The following is an 18122-nucleotide window of genomic DNA, read 5'->3' as shown; positions in this document are numbered from 1 at the left end:
GAGCAATTGAATAACCGGCCCAGAAAACGGCTGGGCTACCGGACACCGGCAGAAGTGTTCTGGGGTGAATATTCCGGGGCACTGTGAATGAGTGGTGCTGCGGTTATTGGTTGAATCCACGCTTCAAGAAGAGGTGAAAATCAAGCCTGGATGGTTTGATGAAATCTAACAAGTCGCAGCAGTACGCGACCGATGGTCGCCGGATACCCTTTCCGTGGCAACTTCGTCGCCACTCCAAGGTCGCCGATGTGCTGCGGCATTGAGGCTGTAGAAAACCCCGAAATCACCCCTCGGTTTGATAGAGTTAAGCAAACATACAAGAAACCATCAGATGCCCAAAGCCCGGCCTCGCTCCAGACCCTGCAACTACAACAAGGACACCCTCCTCGAGGCTCAAACCATCGTCAAATAACAGTTCATTAGCATTTGGACAGGCGGGCAGAGCACTAACAGGGTAGGGCAGTTTGTTTAACGCGCCCTTCATGTGTAGCGTTAGCTGCGGTACGGAACACCGGCCGGCGATTAATCATCTTTGATGGAGGCATTACATAGCAATGGAAGACGAAAACTCTCCGGCACTGCGTGCTGGTGTGGACTTTCGTGGCACTAAAAACGCGACTCAGCCAGTCCTTGAGCATGTCAGGCCGGGCACAAATCGCGCTCCGTTTTTGCGCTACATTCGTATCAATCTCCCGCGGACCACCCGTCTGCTTCTCCTTGCAATGGTGGCCGTTATTGGTGCTGCGTCGGCGGCTGTTGTGTTATCGCATCACGAGCCGTTTCCCTTCGCGACTCCGGTTCTGTGGGGTGTCGCCGGAGCTGCGGCCGTGTTTGTTGCCGTTGGTTTGATTACCTCTGCCCGTATCTGGAGCTGGGGGTTGGTGATCGCGCTGTCTTCCCTTCTGATCTACATTGGCGGCCTTCTGGGCAATGCGCCGTATGTCTGGAATGGGGCCAGTGTTGTTTCCGCCGCAATCTGGAATCTGACGCTTTTTGCCTCAATAGGCTACATCGTACTGTTTTGGGCACTGCGCTACGGAATGATCGTTGCCGCTCCCGACAATCAAAACTTCATGGACTGACAAGGGTTTCGCAATGGATCTCGGATTTCCGTGGTGGCTTCGTGTGGAGCACTTCCTCAATATTATCTTCATTTCGTTCCTTGTTCGCTCGGGTCTCGAGATTCTGGGTACCTACCCCAAGCTCTATCGCTCGCAGCACACCGTACCCGGCACATCCTGGGCTCAGTTTACGGTTCAGGATGAACCGAAGCATAAGTACTACACGGTGGGTGGCGAGGACAGCGACTACTCTCCCCGCATTTCGCTCCCCGGGAACCGTCTGCTGGGTCTCGGGCGTTACTGGCATTTCATGGCTGTTACTGGTTTTGTCAGCTGCTGGATAATTTACTGCGTGCTACTGCTTTTTACCGGTCAGTGGCGGCGCTGCGTGCCCACCAGTTGGGACACGTTTTCTCAGGCGGGTCAGGATATGCTGGCCTACCTTGCTTTCACCATGCCTCAACCCGTCGATGGCATGGTGTTTAACGCCTTGCAGCAACTGTCTTACGGTTTCGTGGTGCTGGTACTGACGCCTTTGGTTATCCTCACGGGTGCATTTCAGTCTCCGGCCATTGCTAACCACTTTTCACGCATTACGCGTATGCTCGGTGGCCGTCAGGTGATCCGTAGCGCTCACTTTCTATGCCTCATTGGGTACCTGGTGTTCTTCGCTATACACGTGGTGCTGGTCTTTCTTCACGGCTATCTGCACGAGACATCAAAGATGGTTTTGGGGCACTCCAACGATCCGGTTTTGGGCGGCGTCATTTTCACCATCGGCCTCGCCCTTGTGGTCACCCTGCACGTGGTCGCTACGCGGTGGACGTTGGCGGACGGCCGAGCCGTTGAGAGGTTGCACAACAGAATTGTGCGGCCATGGTCGAACCTGCTGTATAAGCTGCCCGCGCGCATGCACTACGATCGCTCGAATATCACGGGTAAGGATGTGGGTCTTGCTAACACCACCTACAACTTCCGTGGCAGCGGGCGGCCACCAGAAACGGAAGAATACCTGGCCCTTATGGCCAACTGCTACGAGGATGACTATGTGCTCGAGATCGGTGGCTACGTTGAGCGCCCGATGACGCTGACGGTTGCGGAGCTTCGGGAGCTTGCCGCTGGCCACTTTCAGACGACGTTGCACCACTGTGTTCAGGGCTTCACCTCGATTGGGCGGTGGCGCGGCATTACTGTTTCAGACCTTCTGGATCTGGTCAGGCCATTGCCGGGCGCAACTGATGTCGTTTACACCAGCTTCCAGAACATGGGCCGCGATGACGCCTTGTACGAGGGGGGAACCTACTACGAGTCCACTCCGATGATTGAGGCGAGAATGCCCCAGACGCTGATTGCCTTTGAGCTCAACGACGAAGGCGAGATTCCGGCCAAGAATGGCGCTCCGGTGCGGCTGCGTCTGGAAACGTCGACCGGGTTCCGCAGCCTGAAGTGGCTGGAACGGATTGAGGTGGTCAACCGCTACGATATTATTCTTGAGGGTCGCGGTGGCTACTTTGAGGACACCGACTTCTTTGACCGCAACCAGCTGATCTGACCGTACGCGAGAAAAAGGAAGCAGTTTCATGACGCTGAAAGAAAAGCGCCCACGCACCCAGGCTGAGCTGGATGCTTACATTGCCGCGCGACCCAGGCCGATGCGCAACACGTTTGAAGGTATGTACCCTCTGCACGAGGATCTTGAACTGTCGGACGAACAGGTTCAGATCGTGCTGGACTACCTGCAAGAGGTTAATTTCCATCTGCCGGGCGCCGCTGCGCATGAGTTTCTCGTGGTCCGCTGGGCTCGCTACACCGGGTTTCAGTTTCTGAAGGAGCCCCTGGAAGCTTATGCCATCGGGCTTCGGTGTACCCATCCTGGAATGGAAGATCAGCACACTTTCATTCGTATGTCCTGGGGCCAGCTGATGGGGGATCCTGAAGCCATCCGTCTGCCTGTCAATGAGCCGGTGCTTGCGAGCGATATGATGACGCTCGCACGCTATCGCGATACGCGTACCGGGCCCTCGCGAACGGGCGTTGATGCCTATAGTGCTGGGTCCGATGACTCGGTACCTGGCGCCGACTTCGACCTGAAGTTGTTGAACGGGGCTCTCGATGATGTGCTGGCGCAGCATCGTACCGGCAAGGGTCGCGAAATAAACTCATGGTGGGACCCTGCGCTTAATTGGGGTGTCGCACTGGCAGGGCGCTACCCGCGACTGAAGTACTTTGAGTCCAGGGGGCGTCTTGATGAAAAAGCCCTGGCTGCTTTGCACTCCTTCGAGGCGCGGGCAGCTGAGGCGGAGACAGCGTTACAGGAACTCGGTCTGGCCTCTCCTGCATCTGTCGCTGCATCATGAACAAAGCCCTGCGCCTCAACGTGCTTCCTGGCTCAAATGAGGCCATAGTTACTCATTCCTTTATCTACAGCAATCGCTCAAGGGTAATAATATGATTTTCTTTAATGCTGCCCGTTGGCGCGGCGCTACCATTATGGTGGCATTGTGCGGGTCGCTGGCCGGCTGTGCGGTTCTTTCGCCTGCGCCGAGCCTGACCTCCGATGAAAAGAAAACCCTCAGTACCAACCTGAACGAGAAATACAGGGCCTATCAGGATTGTATGGTCAGTGAATCCGACCGCTTCAGCCATATCACATCCGCACCACCTTCAGACATTGCCGCGGGCGCCCAGGCAGGCTGTGAGGCTGCTTTCAGGAGTTATCATAAGGCCGTGACCAAACAGTTTACGGCCTTTGTATCAAGTGCCGGTCAGGCAGAAGCCCAGAGCCGGGCTGACCAGCATGCCAGCGATGCTAAAGATCGCATCTGGGGTCAGGTTATCCAACGGGTTCTGATGCAAAGACAATAAACCGCGCTACTATCTGGGCCAGGATTGAAGGTCGTAACCCGGCTAACCCACAGATCCACGAAGATACTACCGGCCCGGAAATCTGGAACGACACGGACGGCGCTGCGGTTGTTGCGGCAATCCGGGTTGGCCAGCAGCCTGAGTATCAGGGCAAAAACATTGTGGTCATCCTGCCGGATTCTGCCGAACGTTATCTGTCGAGCGCCCTGTTTGCTGAGCAGTTTGGCGATACGGAAAACGTACAGTGACCAAGGTTTAAGTGAGTTAATTTTTACATGTAACTTTGCATATAAACAAGTATCATGGATGCCTCAATTTATTTGCAGAGTGAACACTATGACAACAGATCTGAACAGCAAGTACGGCCTGAACCCCGCCCACAGTGAAGTGGTAGAGGCGTGCAAAATCATTGAGCCATGCAAAGCCCTGGATATGGGCTGCTCCAATGGCCGTAATGCGTTGTATCTGAGCCAGCTGGGCTTTGATGTAACCGCCGTGGACAACAACCCTGGTGCCATTAATATGCTGCAGCAGATTGTTCGCGAAGAGGGCATAACCAATCTTGAGGCCCAGGTGTACGACCTCAATAACGCCGGACTTGCTGCGGATTATGGTCTGATTGCCTGCACTGTAACCCTGATGTTTTTGGACCCGGCCCGCGTGGATGCTGTGATTGCCGATATGCAGGCACATACACAGCCTGGCGGTTATAACCTGATTGTCTGTGCCATGGATACCCAGGCCCATCCATGCCCGGTTCCTTTTCCTTTTACGCTGGAAACAGGGCAGTTGCCGACGGCTTACGAAGACTGGGAACAGGTTAAGTACAATGAGGATGTGGGCACTATGCACAATGGTGCGCAGTTGCAGTTTGCGACCTTGCTGGCGCGCAAACCCGGCTGACAGTTACATTATTTGACAATGTGTGACAAAGATCTACATTTAAGGGGCGCACCTTCCGTTAAGCGGGGTAATTCGCCATGTCACACGTTGAGTCGCTACGCTGTATAAGCGTAGCAAAATTCATGACTGGCGCTTTCGCTGCCTTGGCCATCGGTACTGCCGGGACTGCCAGCGCCCAGGATGAATCCAAGCCTTCACCACAAACGTTTCCCACCAGTTACGGAGACCTCTCGTTTCCGGAGCAGTATCCCGATGGCACAGCCATCAGCATCACGCAATGGAGCCATTTTGTTCCCAGTTACGATGAATGGTTCGATGAATACGCCCGGAAATGGGGCGATAAACACAACGTCGAGGTAACGGTTAACCACATCAGCCTCGGCGATATACCGTCCACTCTGTCAGCCTCGATTGCAGCGGGTCAGGGGCCAACCCTGGTCGAAATGAACGCCGCACCGTCTTCGTTCATTGAAGGCCTGCAGCCGCTGGATGATATCAACGCCGCCGCTCAGGAAGAGTTTGGGGAGCAGGCGGACACCTGCCGTTACACCAGCTATCTGCCTGCCAAAGATCAATGGTATGGGTTCTGCCATGGCTGGGTTGTGGATCCGGGTGTCTATCGCTCGGATCTCTGGTCGGATGCCGGGTATGCAGACGGCCCGCAAACCTACGATGACTTGCTCAAGGGGGGCGCCAAAATCCTTCAGGATACGGGCACGCCTGTCGCTGTGGGTTTGTCGCCGGAGCTGGACTCTGAGTTCTTTGCCCGTGCGCTGATCTGGTCGTTCGGCGGCACTCTGCAGGACGAAAACGGCAATGTAACCATTGATTCGCCGGAAACCCTTGCGGCGGTGAAGTACATCAAGGAGCTGTTTGATAATGCACTGACGCCCGAGGTCTTTGCCTGGAACCCGGCATCCAATAACCAGGCTTATATTGCTGGTACGGCCTCCTATATCCAGAACTCCATCTCGTTTTTCCGCAGTGCCCAGGACATTGGCAAACCTGTCACCGAGCACACCAGCTTCCGGCCCGGCCTGAAAGGCCCTGGGGGTGAAGTGCATATGCCGGCGCACATCTGGTTTACCCACGTAATGCCCAAGTACGTCACGGACCCGGATGAGATTCAGTCGGCCAAAAACTTCATGCTGGATCTGGAACGTAACTACAGCCATGCCACCTACAACTCCAAACTGTACAACTTTCCGGCGTTTTCGAAGCAGGTGCCGCATCTCTATGAAGACGGCGGCTGGCTGGATAAGGATCCGTGGGGTTCGGAGCCTGCTGACAAGATGGCGTTCATGAAAACTGCCGAAGACTGGACCGTGTGGCCGGGGTATCCGGGCTATGCGAATCCGGCCGTGGGCGAGGTGTACCAGACCCATGTTATTTCAACCATGATGGCCGATGCTGCCAATGGAACAAAGTCGCCGGAACAGGCGTTAGAAGATGCCACGGAACAGGTCGAAAACATATTCAGTAAGTGGCGTGACCGTGGGTTTATCGGCAGTGGTGATAACTAACTGAGGAAAGCTCATGACGGTGCTGACTCTGCGCGCGCTGGAAAAGCATTATGGCTCGATAAAAGCCGTGGACCATGTGGATTTGCAGCTTGAGAGCGGAGAGTTCATGGCCATTCTGGGCCCGTCCGGATCAGGCAAGAGTACGCTCATGCGCCTGGTGGCGGGCCTGGAACCACCGACGTCAGGCGATATTATTGTCGATGGCCAGTCGGTGGTAAATGTGCCGCCCCAGCACCGTAACGTCGCTATGGTGTTCCAGTCGTTTGCGCTGTACCCACACATGACAGTGCGCGACAACATTCTTTTCCCTCTGGTGTCCCGGAAGGTGCCGAAACAAGAACACGAGGCGCGCCTGCAAAAAGCAACCAGTATGCTGGGAGTGGAAAATCTGCTCGACCGCCGGCCCAGTCGCTTGTCGGGCGGACAACAACAGCGGGTCGCACTGGCGCGGGCTCTGGTGCGTGATCCGGAGCTGTTCGTTTTTGATGAACCCTTATCGGCACTGGACGCACAAATACGCAGCCGGGCCCGGGCGGAATTGCGGGAGCTGCACGATCAGACACGCATAACCACACTGTATGTAACCCATGATCAGGTTGAAGCCATGGGTCTGGCCGATCGTGTTGCGGTGATTAATGAAGGGCGGCTGCATCAGGTGGGCACGCCCCAGGAATTGTATAACGACCCTGCCGACTTGTTTGTGGCCGGATTTATCGGCAACCCGCCGATGAACCTTATACCTCTGGACGAGACAATGGTGGCGGGCCTGCGCCCTGAACACATGCTGGTGGATCCGGAGGAAGATGTACCGGACCTGCTGATTGATCTGGCGGTCACCATCGAACACATTGAATACCTGGGGTCTGAATGGCTGGCCCACGGCCAGGCCCGGGCTGTTACCAGTAATGGCCAGCAACTGCATGTAATTGCCCGTCTGCCAGCGAGCGCGCACCCGGGGCTTGTCTCGGGTCAGGAGTGCCGCATGGTGGGTCAGCGCAAGGATGTCTGCCTGTTTGATCGTGCCAGCGGCAAGCGCCAGGTGCAGGCTGAGGTGCCGGCATGAGTACGCAGCAGCGTTCCGGAGTTGGGCCGCCCCGTGGACGCCTAAGGCGCATAGGCGCCTGGCTGGACCAGCCCAAAGTGCTGGCGTGGCTGATGCTTGGCCCGGCGGTGCTTTATGTGATTGCCTTTGTTGGTTTTCCGTTTTTGTTGGCGATTGCTCTGAGTATGAGTGACGCAACCATAGGTGACCCGTCACTGGATACCTTTGTCGGTCTCGACAACTTCAAAGCAGTTATCCAGACCGATGCCTTTAAGCTGGCACTGCGCAACAGCCTGATCGTAACAGCGGGCACCCTCGGGCTGGTGTTGGTGCTGGCAACGCTGGCCAGCGAACTGCTGGTGCACGCGTTCCGGGGCAAGCGTTTGTTCCAGATGATTTTCATTTTGCCCTGGGCACTGCCGGTATCGCTGACTGCCATTGTCTGGATGTGGTTTCTCGATTCCACCTTCAGTCCGGTCGACTGGGTTCTGGTAAAACTGAATCTGTTGGGGCCGGGGGGCGTCTGGGGCCCGTTCAAACATATGTATTTTCTTGGCAATGAGTGGCTTGGTCTGGCTTCTGTGATTGTGACGGATACCTGGCGTATGTTGCCACTGGCTACGATCATCGTGCTGGCGGCGCGCATGTCGATTCCCGAGGAGCGCTTTGAGCAGGCCCGGGTAGACGGCGCCGGCGTTTTCCGGATCCTGTTCCGGATTACACTGCCGGCGCTCAAACCCATGCTGATTGTCGCCATCCTTTTTACCGGGCTGCTGGTGATTGGCGAAATGTCACTGGTGCAGTTGCTCACCCGGGGTGGTCCCGGCCACTCCACTCAGGTGTTGCCTTACTGGGCCTACCTTAAAGGGATTCAGGGGGGCAGTCTGGCGCAGGGCGCGGCGATTACGCTGTTCCTGTTTCCTTTTTTACTGGTGGCGTCGGTGCTGGCGTTGCGTGCAGCCTACCGGTCACAGGAGGCATAGGCCGTGTTGCGCAAAATCGGATTTTATTGCGGTATCGGTTTTCTGACCCTGTTTTCCATTGTGCCGTTACTCTGGGCGCTGATAACCGTGTTCAAGCGCAACAGCGATATGTACTCCGTAGGAACCGTGCCGTTTTTCTACAATGAGCCACCCACGCTGGAACACGTGGTTTTTCTGTTTACCGAGTCCAACTTCGGGCTTTTCTTGCAGAATTCAGCCATTGTCGGAATTTTCGTTGTACTGATAACGATGGTTTTGTCCATTCCAGCGGCGTTTTCACTAGCCCGGCTGACAGGCAGCTGGGGTGAGCGATCGGGAATGGCCATTTTTCTGGTTTACCTGATTCCGCCAAGCCTGCTGTTCATACCCATGTATCAGATCGTGGTGTGGCTGGGTATCGCAAACACAATCTGGTCACTGGTGATCGTATTGCCCACCATTACCGTGCCTTTTTGTACCTGGTTATTGCTGGGCTTTTTCCGGTCAGTACCCAGGAGCCTGGATGAAGCAGCCATGCTCGACGGCTGTGGCCAGTTCACAACCTTTTATCGCGTGCTCTTGCCGCAGGTCTGGCCCGGCGTGGGGGCCTGCGCTGTTTTTGCTTTCTCTTTGTCCCTGGGTAATTACATCTACGCGGCAACCTTCATTACCCGGTCCGCCGCCCGTACCCTCAGTGCCGGTGTGCCAACGGAGCTGATCCGTGGCGATGTTTTCTTCTGGCCGGAACTGATGGCGGCAACGCTGGTGGTCGCCATCCCCCTGGCAATTGTTTATGGCCTGTTTTTCAACTACCTCGTCGGCGGGTTCAAAAACGCGACCTGACCACACCCGCCGGAAGCGGTACCATATCCGCTTTATTCCATTAGCTAAGTAAAGTGGCATGACCTCCGATCTGAGCCGCCGGTACGGCTTGAGACGGCTGATGGCTGCTTTTCTGTTCAGGGTGTTATGTCAGATCTTTCCTTGATCCAACTGGGCCTGATTGCGCTCATTTTTATCTGGAGCGGCTTTGTGCGCTCAGGTCTGGGCTTTGGCGGAGCGGTACTTTCGCTGCCGTTTTTGTTGCTCGTCAAAGACAATCCGCTTATATTTCTGCCTATAATTGCGATACATCTGTTGGTGTTCTCATCCCTCACCATCTGGATGAATAATCGAAACAGCAAAGGTGGCACGAATCGCCAGAAACTGACCGGCTTTGGCCCGGATGTGGCCGCAAATGCGCCGGAAGGGACGGTTGACTGGCCTTACCTGTGGCGAATGCTGCGCATTATGATCATTCCCAAACTGATTGGTGTGTTTGGGTTGTTCACGTTGCCGCCCAATGTGCTGAGTGCGATTATTTTTGTAATTGTTGCGATTTACTCGGTGTCGTACATCATTAACCGGCCGTTTCGCAGTAAAAGCAAAACCGTGGATGTTATTCTGCTGATGCTTGGGGGGTACATTACCGGCACTTCGCTGATTGGAGCGCCGTTGATTATTGCGGTTGCGGCACAGCATGTGGCACGGGAGAAGCTACGGGACACGCTGCTGGGTCTCTGGTTTATTCTTGTTTTTATCAAGCTGGCGGCGTTTATCTGGGTGGGGCTGGATTTGCAGCTAATCCATCACCTGTGGTTGCTGCCCTGTGCCGCCGTGGGTCATGTGATCGGGCTGCGCTTTCACAAACATATTCTGAAAGCGGAAACGCCGGTGTTTTTCCGGATGCTGGGGGTAGTGCTTCTGGTGGTCAGCAGTGCGGGTGTGGTCAGTGTGTTGGTTTAACAGTGCTGATCGGCCGTCAAGACAAGCATTGCTGGCTGAGCGCGCCATTGTTTATGCTGGTCCCAGAGTGACCTGTGGAAACACGCTAGTGGAGGTATGTATGAAGTATATGTTTGAAGTGCATATCAAAGACGGCTATACCGCTGAGGACTACGCGGATGCCTGGGTGCGAGCCAGCGAGCTGATTCAGCAAGCGCCGGGTGCGCGGGGCACGGAACTGCACCGTAAGATAGGTGACCCCAAAACGCTGATTGCCATCGCTCACTGGGACAGCAAAGCCAGCCGGGATGCAATGGAGGCGCAACACAATCCCGATGTGGCGGAGATTATTCGCAGTGCTGCGCCTTTTTGTGAGATCCGGCCCCTTGGAGAGTTTGAAGATCCGGAATGGGTGGTTAACCCGTCAAACTGAATGACGTTTCCTGATTCATTCAGTTTGACCAGGCTGCACGGTTACCGCTCGGCCATCAGGGCTTCGAGTTCGTCGGCACCACCAATCAGCTGACCGTCGATAAAGATCTGCGGGGTTGTGCCTTTGCCTGTTACCGCTTGCAAGGTGCTGTATGACAAGCCGGCCGAGCCCAGTTTGATCTCTTCATACTTGTAGCCGTTTTCCTGCAACAGCGCCTTGGCGCGGGTACAATGCGGGCACCCGGGTTTGGTGAACAGGCTGACCCGTGCGGGCAGGGTTACATCCGGCTTGATGTAATGCAGCATTGTATCTGCATCGGATACTTCAAACGGGTCGCCAGGCTTGTCCGGCTCAACGAACATTTTCTCGATAACACCGTTTTTGACCAGCATGGAGTAACGCCAGCTGCGGTCGCCAAAGCCCAGGTCGTTCTTGCTGACCAGCATGCCGATGTCACGGGTGAAATCGCCGTTGCCGTCGGGGATAAACTCAATGTTTTCCGCGTGCTGGTCTTCGGCCCATGCCTGCATAACGAAAGGGTCGTTTACCGATAAGCAGATTACCCGATCAACACCCTGTTCCTTGAATACCGGCGCCAGCTCGTTGTATCGCGGCAAATGCGTGCTTGAACAGGTGGGTGTAAATGCGCCCGGCAGGGCGAACAAAACAACGGTTTGATCAGCAAACAGCTCATTGCTGGTTACGGATTGCCACTCGTTGTCACGACGTATGGGAAACGTAACCTGAGGGACTTTCTTACCTTCCGCTGAATTCGACATATTAAATTCCCTGGATTGGTGGAGTTCGCTTTAACTATGAAACTGTATCTTAATCAAACTATTATATACATAGCGGATACCCGGAACGGCAAAGCTACATGAATGCTCCCTTCAAACTGCGGCCCTATCAACAGGACGCCGTCGATGCCACGTTAAACCATTTTCGCAAGTCGGATGAGTCGGCCGTGATTGTGTTGCCAACCGGGGCGGGCAAAAGTCTGGTTATAGCTGAACTGGCACGCCTTGCCCGGCGCAAGATTCTGGTGTTGACCCACGTAAAAGAGCTGGTTGAGCAGAATCATGCCAAATACCAGAGCTATGGGTTAACAGGTGGCATCTTCTCCGCCGGGCTGAAGCGTAAGGAAAACCGGCATCAGGTAACCTTCGCCAGCGTACAGTCGGTATCGGCGAATCTGGATCGGTTCCGGGATGAGTATTCACTGGTCATCATTGATGAGTGTCATCGGGTCAGTGGTGATGAAACCAGTCAGTACCAAAGAATTATCGAACGGCTTCAGCAACAGAATGATTCTCTCAAGGTGCTCGGGTTAACCGCCACACCCTACCGTCTGGCCATGGGCTGGATTTATCGCTACCACTACCGGGGTTTTGTTCGCAGCGAAGAGAACAAGCCCTTTGTGCATTGTATATTTGAACTGCCGCTCAGCTACATGATCAACCGGGGTTATCTCACCAGACCTGAGCTGGTTAATGCAGCGGTGGCGCAGTACGATTTCTCCACTCTGGATCAGGATCGTTTTGGAGAATATGCCGAGAAAGACGTTAACCAGTTGCTGAGCAAGCATAAGCGGGTAACGCGGGCCATTATTGAGCAGGTGGTGGAGCTGGCGGCCCAGCGCATGGGGGTGATGATCTTTGCGGCAACAGTGGATCATGCGCGGGAGATCACCGGCTATCTGCCGGAGCATCAGACGGCTCTGATTACCGGCGCTACGGATCTGAAAGTGAGGGAGTTACTGATTCAGCGCTTCAAGCAGCGACAGTTAAAGTATCTGGTGAATATTTCTGTGCTTACGACAGGCTTTGATGCGCCCCATGTGGATTTTATTGCCATTCTACGTCCGACCCAGTCGGTCAGCTTGTATCAGCAGATTGTGGGGCGGGGGCTGCGCCTGGACCAGGGTAAGCAGGACTGTCTGGTGATTGATTACGCAGGTAACAGCGTGAATCTGTATCACCCGGAGGTAGGAGAGCCGAAGCCAAACCCCGACAGCGAGCCGGTACAGGTGTTCTGCCCGGGGTGTGGTTTTGCCAATATTTTCTGGGGCAAAACAGACAGCGAAGGGCGCGTTATTGAACACTACGGCCGCCGGTGTCAGGGGTTGCTGGGAGTAGAGGAAGAGGAGAGCCCGGCCGAACAGCGCGAGCGCCGTGAGCAGTGCGATTACCGTTTCCGTTTCAAGGAATGCCCCCATTGCGGTGGTGAAAATGACATTGCAGCGCGTAACTGCCTTCAGTGTAACGGGGCTATTATCGATCCGGATGATCAGTTACGGGATGCCTTGAAACTGAAAGATGCCATGGTGATCCGGTGTGCCGGTACCACCCTGAGCCGCCAGGAGAGCAGGCTGAGGATCACCTACCATGGTGAAGACGGGGAAGAGCTCAATGAGTCGTTTGATTTCCGCAGACCGGCACAGCGCCATGTTTTCAACAGGCTGTTCGGGCGTCGCCTGGCGAATGGCCAGGCCCCGAAAACGTTCATGCGTATTGAAGACGTGCTCGGGATACAGGCCCTGTTGCCGGCACCGGATTTTGTGATTGCCCGTAAACAAAAGCACTACTGGCAGGTGCAGGAGCGGATTTTTGATTATCAGGGCAACTATCGCAAAGCCTATTAAGCATAAACGCCGTTAATCAGGCTGACCGGAATTTTCTGTGCAGATCACGAATGGTTTCTGCCAGTTCCGGGAACGGGCCGTCTGTCTGCTGACCCGGGACCACGGTTTCGATCGGCAGGGTTGCCACCGGCGAGGGCTCGGCCTGCATTTCTTCAAGCCACTGTACCAGTTGCTCCGAGGAGCTGGCATACACAATCCGACCAAGCCCGACCCATCCGTGGGCCGCAGCACACATGGGGCAGTGTTCGCCAGAGGTGTAGACGGTTGCAGCCGCCTGTTCTTCGGGGGACATGTTGGCCGCAGCCCAGCGGGCAATCGCAAATTCCGGGTGTTGCGTGTTGTCACCGCCGGCCGTCAGGTTGTGGGATTCGTAACGCACACTACCGTTCGCATCAACCAGCACAGAACCGAACGGCGGGTTGCCAGTGTCCACCGCGGTGGCGGCAAGCTCTACGCAGCGGTTCAGGTGTTTCAGGTCGTTGGTGTCAGTCATGGTCGCCTCCGGGCGTAACGGATGAGGTTTTATGGGGGCTGTTGCTGTCGGAGTTCAGACACGTCAGTGACAGATCCTTTTCCAGCCGGTAACGGTCGAAATCCCGGGCCAGAAATAACTGGCCATGGTAATGCTGCCGTGCTTCGTCGGCCAGCTGGCTGATGTTTGGTGTGTCAGAGGCCCCCAGTTGATAGCGGGAACTGAAGTGCGTCAGTATCAGGTGAGGCATCTGTACCTGTTGGGCAAACCGGGCTACCTGTTCAGCCGAACTGTGCTGTGGCCAGGGGCCGACGCGGTCGGCGACGTCCTGCGTGTAGGTGGCTTCGTGAACAAGCACATGGCTGTGCTTGCAGGCACTGGCCAGTAATTCCGGGTCGTCGTTATCGCCAGCGACGATCAGCCGGCGCGCCACTCTGGGCACCTGTGTGTATTCATCGCTGCTTAGTATACGGCCATCCTCAAGCGTTACCTCATGGCCTTTTTGCAGTTCACCCCAGCTGGGGCCTGGCTCAATGCCGTCTTTTTTCAGTTTGTCCTGCAACAATTGCCGTTCCAGGTTTTGTTCTGTAAATACATAGGCACGACAGGGGACCCGGTGGGACAGGGCCACGCTCTTAACTTCCAGGTGCGTGTCCTTCCAGGAGAAGTCCGCTGCTTCAGAGTCGATAAAGTTCAGGGGGTAGCTGAGGCTGGAGTCGCTGTTGTCGAGTGCTGTGGTGATAAAACGCTGGGTCTGAACGGGCGCGACAATATCCAGAGACTCTGTCCGGCCCAGCATGGACGCACTGGCAAGAAGCCCCGGAAGACCAAAAGTGTGGTCGCCGTGGATATGGGTGATAAATATCGCCCGTAGCTGCATAACAGAATGGTGCACTCTGAGCAGTTGGTGTTGAGTGGCTTCACCACAGTCCACCAGGTACCAGGATTTGTGGCCCGAGGGTGAAAGCGCCAGTGCGGTTACATTACGTGCACGTGTTGGCGTACCGGCCGAGGTGCCCAGAAAGGTAAATTCCACGGTGACTCCTTCCTTAAACGAAGCAGAGCAGTAAACATCTCCTGGTATGATGAGCCCTGAACCATCGCTTTTCCAGCGGCAGGCTATAAAAGTGTCGGGCTGAGCGTAAAGTGATAATAATCACAGACATAAAAAAAACGGCGCGACAAATAAATGTCGCGCCGTTTCGGTTTCAGTCAGAATTAGAACTGGAACTTCAGTCCTACCTGGGCGGTATCAAGCTCAGGTCCACTCTTGGAAATATCGCTGCTGAAGTGCCTCTTTTTGATGTCGCTGATATGGTAGCGCTTGTACTCTGCAAAGGCAGTTAACTGCTCAGTCATACGGAAGTCTGCGCCAACACCAAACATGGGGCTGATGTCATCATAAGACTTCTTGTCACCTTCAGAGGTTACCTTGAAGTGTGAGACAAAGGCACCGGCTTTACCGTAGACACCCACAGTCTGGGTTATCGGAAGACGACCAACTGCCAGCAGGTTTGCACCTTTGAGCTTACCGTCAGCTGTATCGCCAAACTTCAGAAAGTGTGCGTAACCGGCTTCGGCTCCAAAGTACTGGTTGAACTGATAGCCCGCAGTCAGGCCAAACATCTAAGTTTCATAATCCTTTCATCCTCTAATCTTGTCGGGGTTGTATTTAAATCTTCAGGGCGACCTCGACAATTCATGTTGTATCTCGCCACAAGATGTAAGCATCCTATCAAATTCTGAGAGGCTTTGGGGCCGATCTGTCTAAGTGAATAACACACTTCTAACTTGTGTGGGTTTCTGCTAACTGGTTGTTTTTCAAATAAAAATAGATGACTATGTCAACTAATGTAGGTTGCTATCTTGTGGGTTGTAGCGGACAGACCCGCTGTGTTCTAAAGTGAGTATGTCGAGTCGAGCCAGTAAGGAGTAACAAATGCGCAAACGTGTTTCGCAAATAGTGATTGCCACTGTTCTAGGTGGCGCTGCAGCAGCTGCCAATGCTGAGACCCGGTCCGGCGACCAGGAGCTGATTCGTCATGCGCTGCCGGATTCGGACTTTCCGATCTCGCTGGCGGTTGAAGTGCCGGCCAACAAATCGGTGGTGCATCTGAGCGGGCAGGTTCCGGTGGTTATTAACGACGATGCCGAACCCGATACTCAGGCCGCGTATGGCACCATGGAGGAGCAGGCAACATCTGCCCTGCAGGCGATAGAGAAAACCCTGGAATCCCTGGATCTCACCATGGGCGATGTATACCGCATGCAGGTGTTCCTTGTCGCGGAGGACGGCAAAGTGGACTTTTCCGGGTTTATGAATGGATACACCAAATTCTTTGGTACAGAAGAGCAGCCTAATCTGCCGGTACGCTCCGCGGTTGAAGTAGCGGCACTGGCTAACCCCGGCTGGTTGATTGAAATAGAAGTTTCAGCGGTTCGTAACGAATAAGGGAATGAATATGCATACCAGCGCAAAGGCAGTGATTGAGACAGAAGCGCTGCCGATAAAGCTGTGGCTGGCAGAGGAGCAAATGGAAGCAGGAGCCCTGGAGCAGGCGCGCAACCTTGCGAATCTGCCCTTCGCCTTCAGGCACATAGCCATCATGCCGGATACTCATCAGGGGTATGGCATGCCGATCGGCGCTGTCCTGGCCACTAAGGGTGCCATCGTACCCAATGCGGTTGGTGTCGATATCGGTTGCGGTATGTGTTCGTTGCGAACCACCCTTGAAGAGATCGATACCAACGACCTGAAAGCCATCATGAAAATAGTCCGGGAGACAGTGCCGGTAGGGTTCAGTCACCATGATGAGCCTCAGGACGAGGCGTGGATGCCCGGGATAAAGGGTGAGTTGCCCATTGTCAGCCAGGAATACGAACGTGCTTTGTATCAGGTGGGCACGCTGGGGAGTGGCAACCATTTTATCGAGATACAAAAAGGGTCGGATGGCTACATCTGGATCATGATTCATTCCGGCTCCCGCAATCTCGGTTTTACTGTCGCCAATCATTATGACGATCTGGCAAAACAGCTGAACAAAGACGCCGGCAATGAAGCTCCGGAGGGGTTAGCCTACCTCCCGGAATCGTCCGAGTACTTCAACCTGTACCAGGATGAGATGAACTATTGCCTCGAGTTTGCTTTAGCTAACAGAACGCTGATGATGGAGCGGGTAAAGGCAGCGTTTACCGAGGTGGTGCCTGACGTCGGGTTTGCGGATTTTATTAACAAGCCACACAACTTTGCCGCCGAAGAAAAGCATTTCGGAGAAACCGTTATCGTTCACCGCAAAGGGGCAACGCGGGCCCGCAGCGGCGAATGGGGCATGATCCCGGGGTCACAGGGAACCCGGTCTTTTCTGGTGAAGGGCAAGGGTGAGGCACAATCGTTTGAATCCTGCTCTCATGGCGCCGGAAGAATCATGAGCCGCTCCCAGGCGCGTAAGCGGCTGGACTTGAAGGAAGAGGTCGGCGCTTTGAAGCGTCAGGGAATACTGCATGCCATCCGCAACCAGCGGGATCTGGATGAAGCGCCCGGGTCGTACAAAGACATTGATGAAGTCATGCAAAACCAGACGGACCTTGTAGAGGTGCAGGTGGAATTGCAGCCGTTGGCCGTGATCAAAGGGTGATCATGGATAATACCGACGCACGACCGGGTTGCACCTGCTATAGTGTAAGAGTCAATAAGTTATTGAAGGACAGGGATTAATATGGCCCGACTGGAAGGTAAGGTTGCCATTATAACCGGCGCTGCGCAGGGCATGGGTGCATCACACGCACGTATTTTTATTGCCCAGGGCGCACAGGTTGTTTTAACCGATCTGAATGAAGAAAAAGGGCAGGCCCTTGCATCCGAGCTGGGCAGCAACGCTTTGTTTGTGCAGCAGGATGTCACCCGTGAAGCCGATTGGGTAAGGGTAGTCCGCGCCACGGAAGACCGGTTCGGACCTGTGGATGTTCTGGTCAACAATGCCGGCATTACCATGTCCAAAACCCTTGCTGAAACATCGCTGGACGATTATCGCCGCATTCTGGAGATCAATCAGGTCTCTGTATTTCTGGGAATGAAACTGGTCATCCCATCCATGAAAAAGGCGGGAGGCGGCTCCATTGTCAATATTTCATCCATCAATGGCCTGGTTGGCGGCGCAATTGGCTACACAGATTCCAAATTTGCTGTGCGCGGGATGACCAAAGCCGCCGCCCTGGAGTGTGCTGCCGATGGTATTCGCGTGAACTCCGTGCATCCGGGGGTTATTGAAACGCCCATGATCAGCCAGGGTGATACCAAGTCTGCGGTGGATGAGTTTGCAAAACATATTCCGATAGGGCGTGTGGCCAAGTCTGAAGAAGTCTCAAATCTTGTGCTTTATCTGGCATCAGATGAATCAAGCTACTCCACAGGCTCTGAATTTGTAGTTGATGGCGGATTAACCGCCCGGTAAAGCTC

At 54.7% G+C, this 18122-nt stretch carries 19 protein-coding genes and 1 pseudogene; 16 read left to right on the top strand and 4 right to left on the bottom strand.

What is annotated here, in order from left to right; genetic code table 11:
• The first annotated feature begins 554 nt into the window (after nucleotides 1-554).
• The 12 genes and pseudogenes from FFI95_RS14480 to FFI95_RS14425 all read left to right on the top strand — a co-directional run bounded on the left by FFI95_RS14480 (nucleotide 555) and on the right by FFI95_RS14425 (nucleotide 10553).
• Nucleotides 555-1082 carry a hypothetical protein gene (locus tag FFI95_RS14480; protein WP_144823689.1) on the top strand — a complete coding sequence of 176 codons (528 nt, stop codon included), beginning with the start codon at nucleotides 555-557 and terminating at the stop codon, nucleotides 1080-1082.
• Nucleotides 1083-1095: 13 nt separating this feature from the next.
• Entirely contained in the window at nucleotides 1096-2613 is a 1518-nt protein-coding gene (locus tag FFI95_RS14475) for a molybdopterin-dependent oxidoreductase (protein WP_144823687.1), read from the top strand.
• A gap of 28 nt (nucleotides 2614-2641) precedes the next feature.
• A complete protein-coding gene (locus FFI95_RS14470) occupies nucleotides 2642-3418 on the top strand; it encodes a hypothetical protein (protein WP_222120408.1) in 777 nt (258 codons plus the stop codon).
• Nucleotides 3419-3509: 91 nt separating this feature from the next.
• Nucleotides 3510-3926 (top strand): hypothetical protein, encoded by a 417-nt coding sequence (locus tag FFI95_RS14465; RefSeq protein ID WP_144823686.1) that lies wholly within the window; start codon nucleotides 3510-3512, stop codon nucleotides 3924-3926.
• A 35-nt stretch (nucleotides 3927-3961) separates the two neighbouring features.
• A pseudogene (locus FFI95_RS15510) lies at nucleotides 3962-4174 on the top strand (hypothetical protein); the annotation flags it as partial.
• Nucleotides 4175-4262: 88 nt separating this feature from the next.
• Nucleotides 4263-4829 (top strand): tellurite resistance methyltransferase TehB, encoded by a 567-nt coding sequence (gene tehB, locus FFI95_RS14455; protein WP_144823684.1) that lies wholly within the window; start codon nucleotides 4263-4265, stop codon nucleotides 4827-4829.
• A 122-nt stretch (nucleotides 4830-4951) separates the two neighbouring features.
• A complete protein-coding gene (locus FFI95_RS14450; protein ID WP_186312028.1) occupies nucleotides 4952-6352 on the top strand; it encodes an ABC transporter substrate-binding protein in 1401 nt (466 codons plus the stop codon).
• 13 nt (nucleotides 6353-6365) lie between these two features.
• Nucleotides 6366-7415 (top strand): ABC transporter ATP-binding protein, encoded by a 1050-nt coding sequence (locus tag FFI95_RS14445; RefSeq protein ID WP_144823680.1) that lies wholly within the window; start codon nucleotides 6366-6368, stop codon nucleotides 7413-7415.
• Entirely contained in the window at nucleotides 7412-8377 is a 966-nt protein-coding gene (locus FFI95_RS14440) for a carbohydrate ABC transporter permease (protein ID WP_144823679.1), read from the top strand. The genes FFI95_RS14445 and FFI95_RS14440 overlap by 4 nt, the downstream gene beginning before the upstream one ends.
• A gap of 3 nt (nucleotides 8378-8380) precedes the next feature.
• Complete coding sequence (locus FFI95_RS14435; protein WP_144823677.1) at nucleotides 8381-9199, top strand: carbohydrate ABC transporter permease; 819 nt, start codon at nucleotides 8381-8383, stop codon at nucleotides 9197-9199.
• A gap of 126 nt (nucleotides 9200-9325) precedes the next feature.
• On the top strand, nucleotides 9326-10141 hold the full coding sequence (locus FFI95_RS14430) for a sulfite exporter TauE/SafE family protein (RefSeq protein ID WP_144823675.1): 816 nt from the start codon (nucleotides 9326-9328) through the stop codon (nucleotides 10139-10141).
• A gap of 100 nt (nucleotides 10142-10241) precedes the next feature.
• Nucleotides 10242-10553 (top strand): antibiotic biosynthesis monooxygenase family protein, encoded by a 312-nt coding sequence (locus FFI95_RS14425; protein ID WP_144823674.1) that lies wholly within the window; start codon nucleotides 10242-10244, stop codon nucleotides 10551-10553.
• A 41-nt stretch (nucleotides 10554-10594) separates the two neighbouring features.
• Here the strand turns inward: FFI95_RS14425 and FFI95_RS14420 are convergent, their stop codons facing one another.
• Nucleotides 10595-11332 carry a glutathione peroxidase gene (locus FFI95_RS14420; protein ID WP_144823672.1) on the bottom strand — a complete coding sequence of 246 codons (738 nt, stop codon included), beginning with the start codon at nucleotides 11330-11332 and terminating at the stop codon, nucleotides 10595-10597.
• A gap of 98 nt (nucleotides 11333-11430) precedes the next feature.
• Here FFI95_RS14420 and radD point away from each other — a divergent pair, with 98 nt between their 5' ends.
• Nucleotides 11431-13194, top strand: coding sequence for a DNA repair helicase RadD (radD, locus tag FFI95_RS14415; RefSeq protein WP_144823670.1), 1764 nt, complete (start codon nucleotides 11431-11433; stop codon nucleotides 13192-13194).
• 16 nt (nucleotides 13195-13210) lie between these two features.
• On the opposite strand, the gene FFI95_RS14410 is transcribed toward radD, so the two are convergent.
• From FFI95_RS14410 to FFI95_RS14400, 3 genes are all read right to left on the bottom strand, one after another.
• Entirely contained in the window at nucleotides 13211-13687 is a 477-nt protein-coding gene (locus tag FFI95_RS14410) for a nucleoside deaminase (protein ID WP_144823669.1), read from the bottom strand.
• Nucleotides 13680-14702, bottom strand: a complete 1023-nt coding sequence (locus FFI95_RS14405; RefSeq protein WP_144823667.1) for a ribonuclease Z — start codon at nucleotides 14700-14702, stop codon at nucleotides 13680-13682. Before FFI95_RS14405 ends, FFI95_RS14410 begins: the two co-directional genes overlap by 8 nt.
• A 182-nt stretch (nucleotides 14703-14884) precedes the next feature.
• Entirely contained in the window at nucleotides 14885-15292 is a 408-nt protein-coding gene (locus tag FFI95_RS14400; RefSeq protein WP_144823665.1) for an outer membrane beta-barrel protein, read from the bottom strand.
• A 313-nt stretch (nucleotides 15293-15605) separates the two neighbouring features.
• On the opposite strand from FFI95_RS14400, the gene FFI95_RS14395 reads away from it, so the two are divergent.
• The 3 genes from FFI95_RS14395 (at nucleotide 15606) to FFI95_RS14385 (ending at nucleotide 18117) form a co-directional block, all read left to right on the top strand.
• The gene (locus FFI95_RS14395) at nucleotides 15606-16118 is read left to right on the top strand and encodes a RidA family protein (RefSeq protein WP_144823664.1); all 513 of its coding nucleotides are present in this window, start codon (nucleotides 15606-15608) and stop codon (nucleotides 16116-16118) included.
• Nucleotides 16119-16128: 10 nt separating this feature from the next.
• A complete protein-coding gene (locus tag FFI95_RS14390) occupies nucleotides 16129-17301 on the top strand; it encodes an RtcB family protein (protein WP_144823662.1) in 1173 nt (390 codons plus the stop codon).
• A gap of 81 nt (nucleotides 17302-17382) precedes the next feature.
• Nucleotides 17383-18117: a glucose 1-dehydrogenase gene (locus FFI95_RS14385; protein ID WP_144823660.1), complete on the top strand. Its 735-nt coding sequence runs from the start codon at nucleotides 17383-17385 to the stop codon at nucleotides 18115-18117.
• Nucleotides 18118-18122 lie beyond the last annotated feature (5 nt).

The sequence above is a fragment of the Marinobacter piscis genome, from assembly GCF_007671655.1.
In the GTDB taxonomy this organism is placed as follows: Bacteria; Pseudomonadota; Gammaproteobacteria; order Pseudomonadales; family Oleiphilaceae; genus Marinobacter; species Marinobacter piscensis.
Note: the sequence above shows the minus strand (reverse complement) of the source record. Positions and strands in the feature narration are given on the sequence as shown.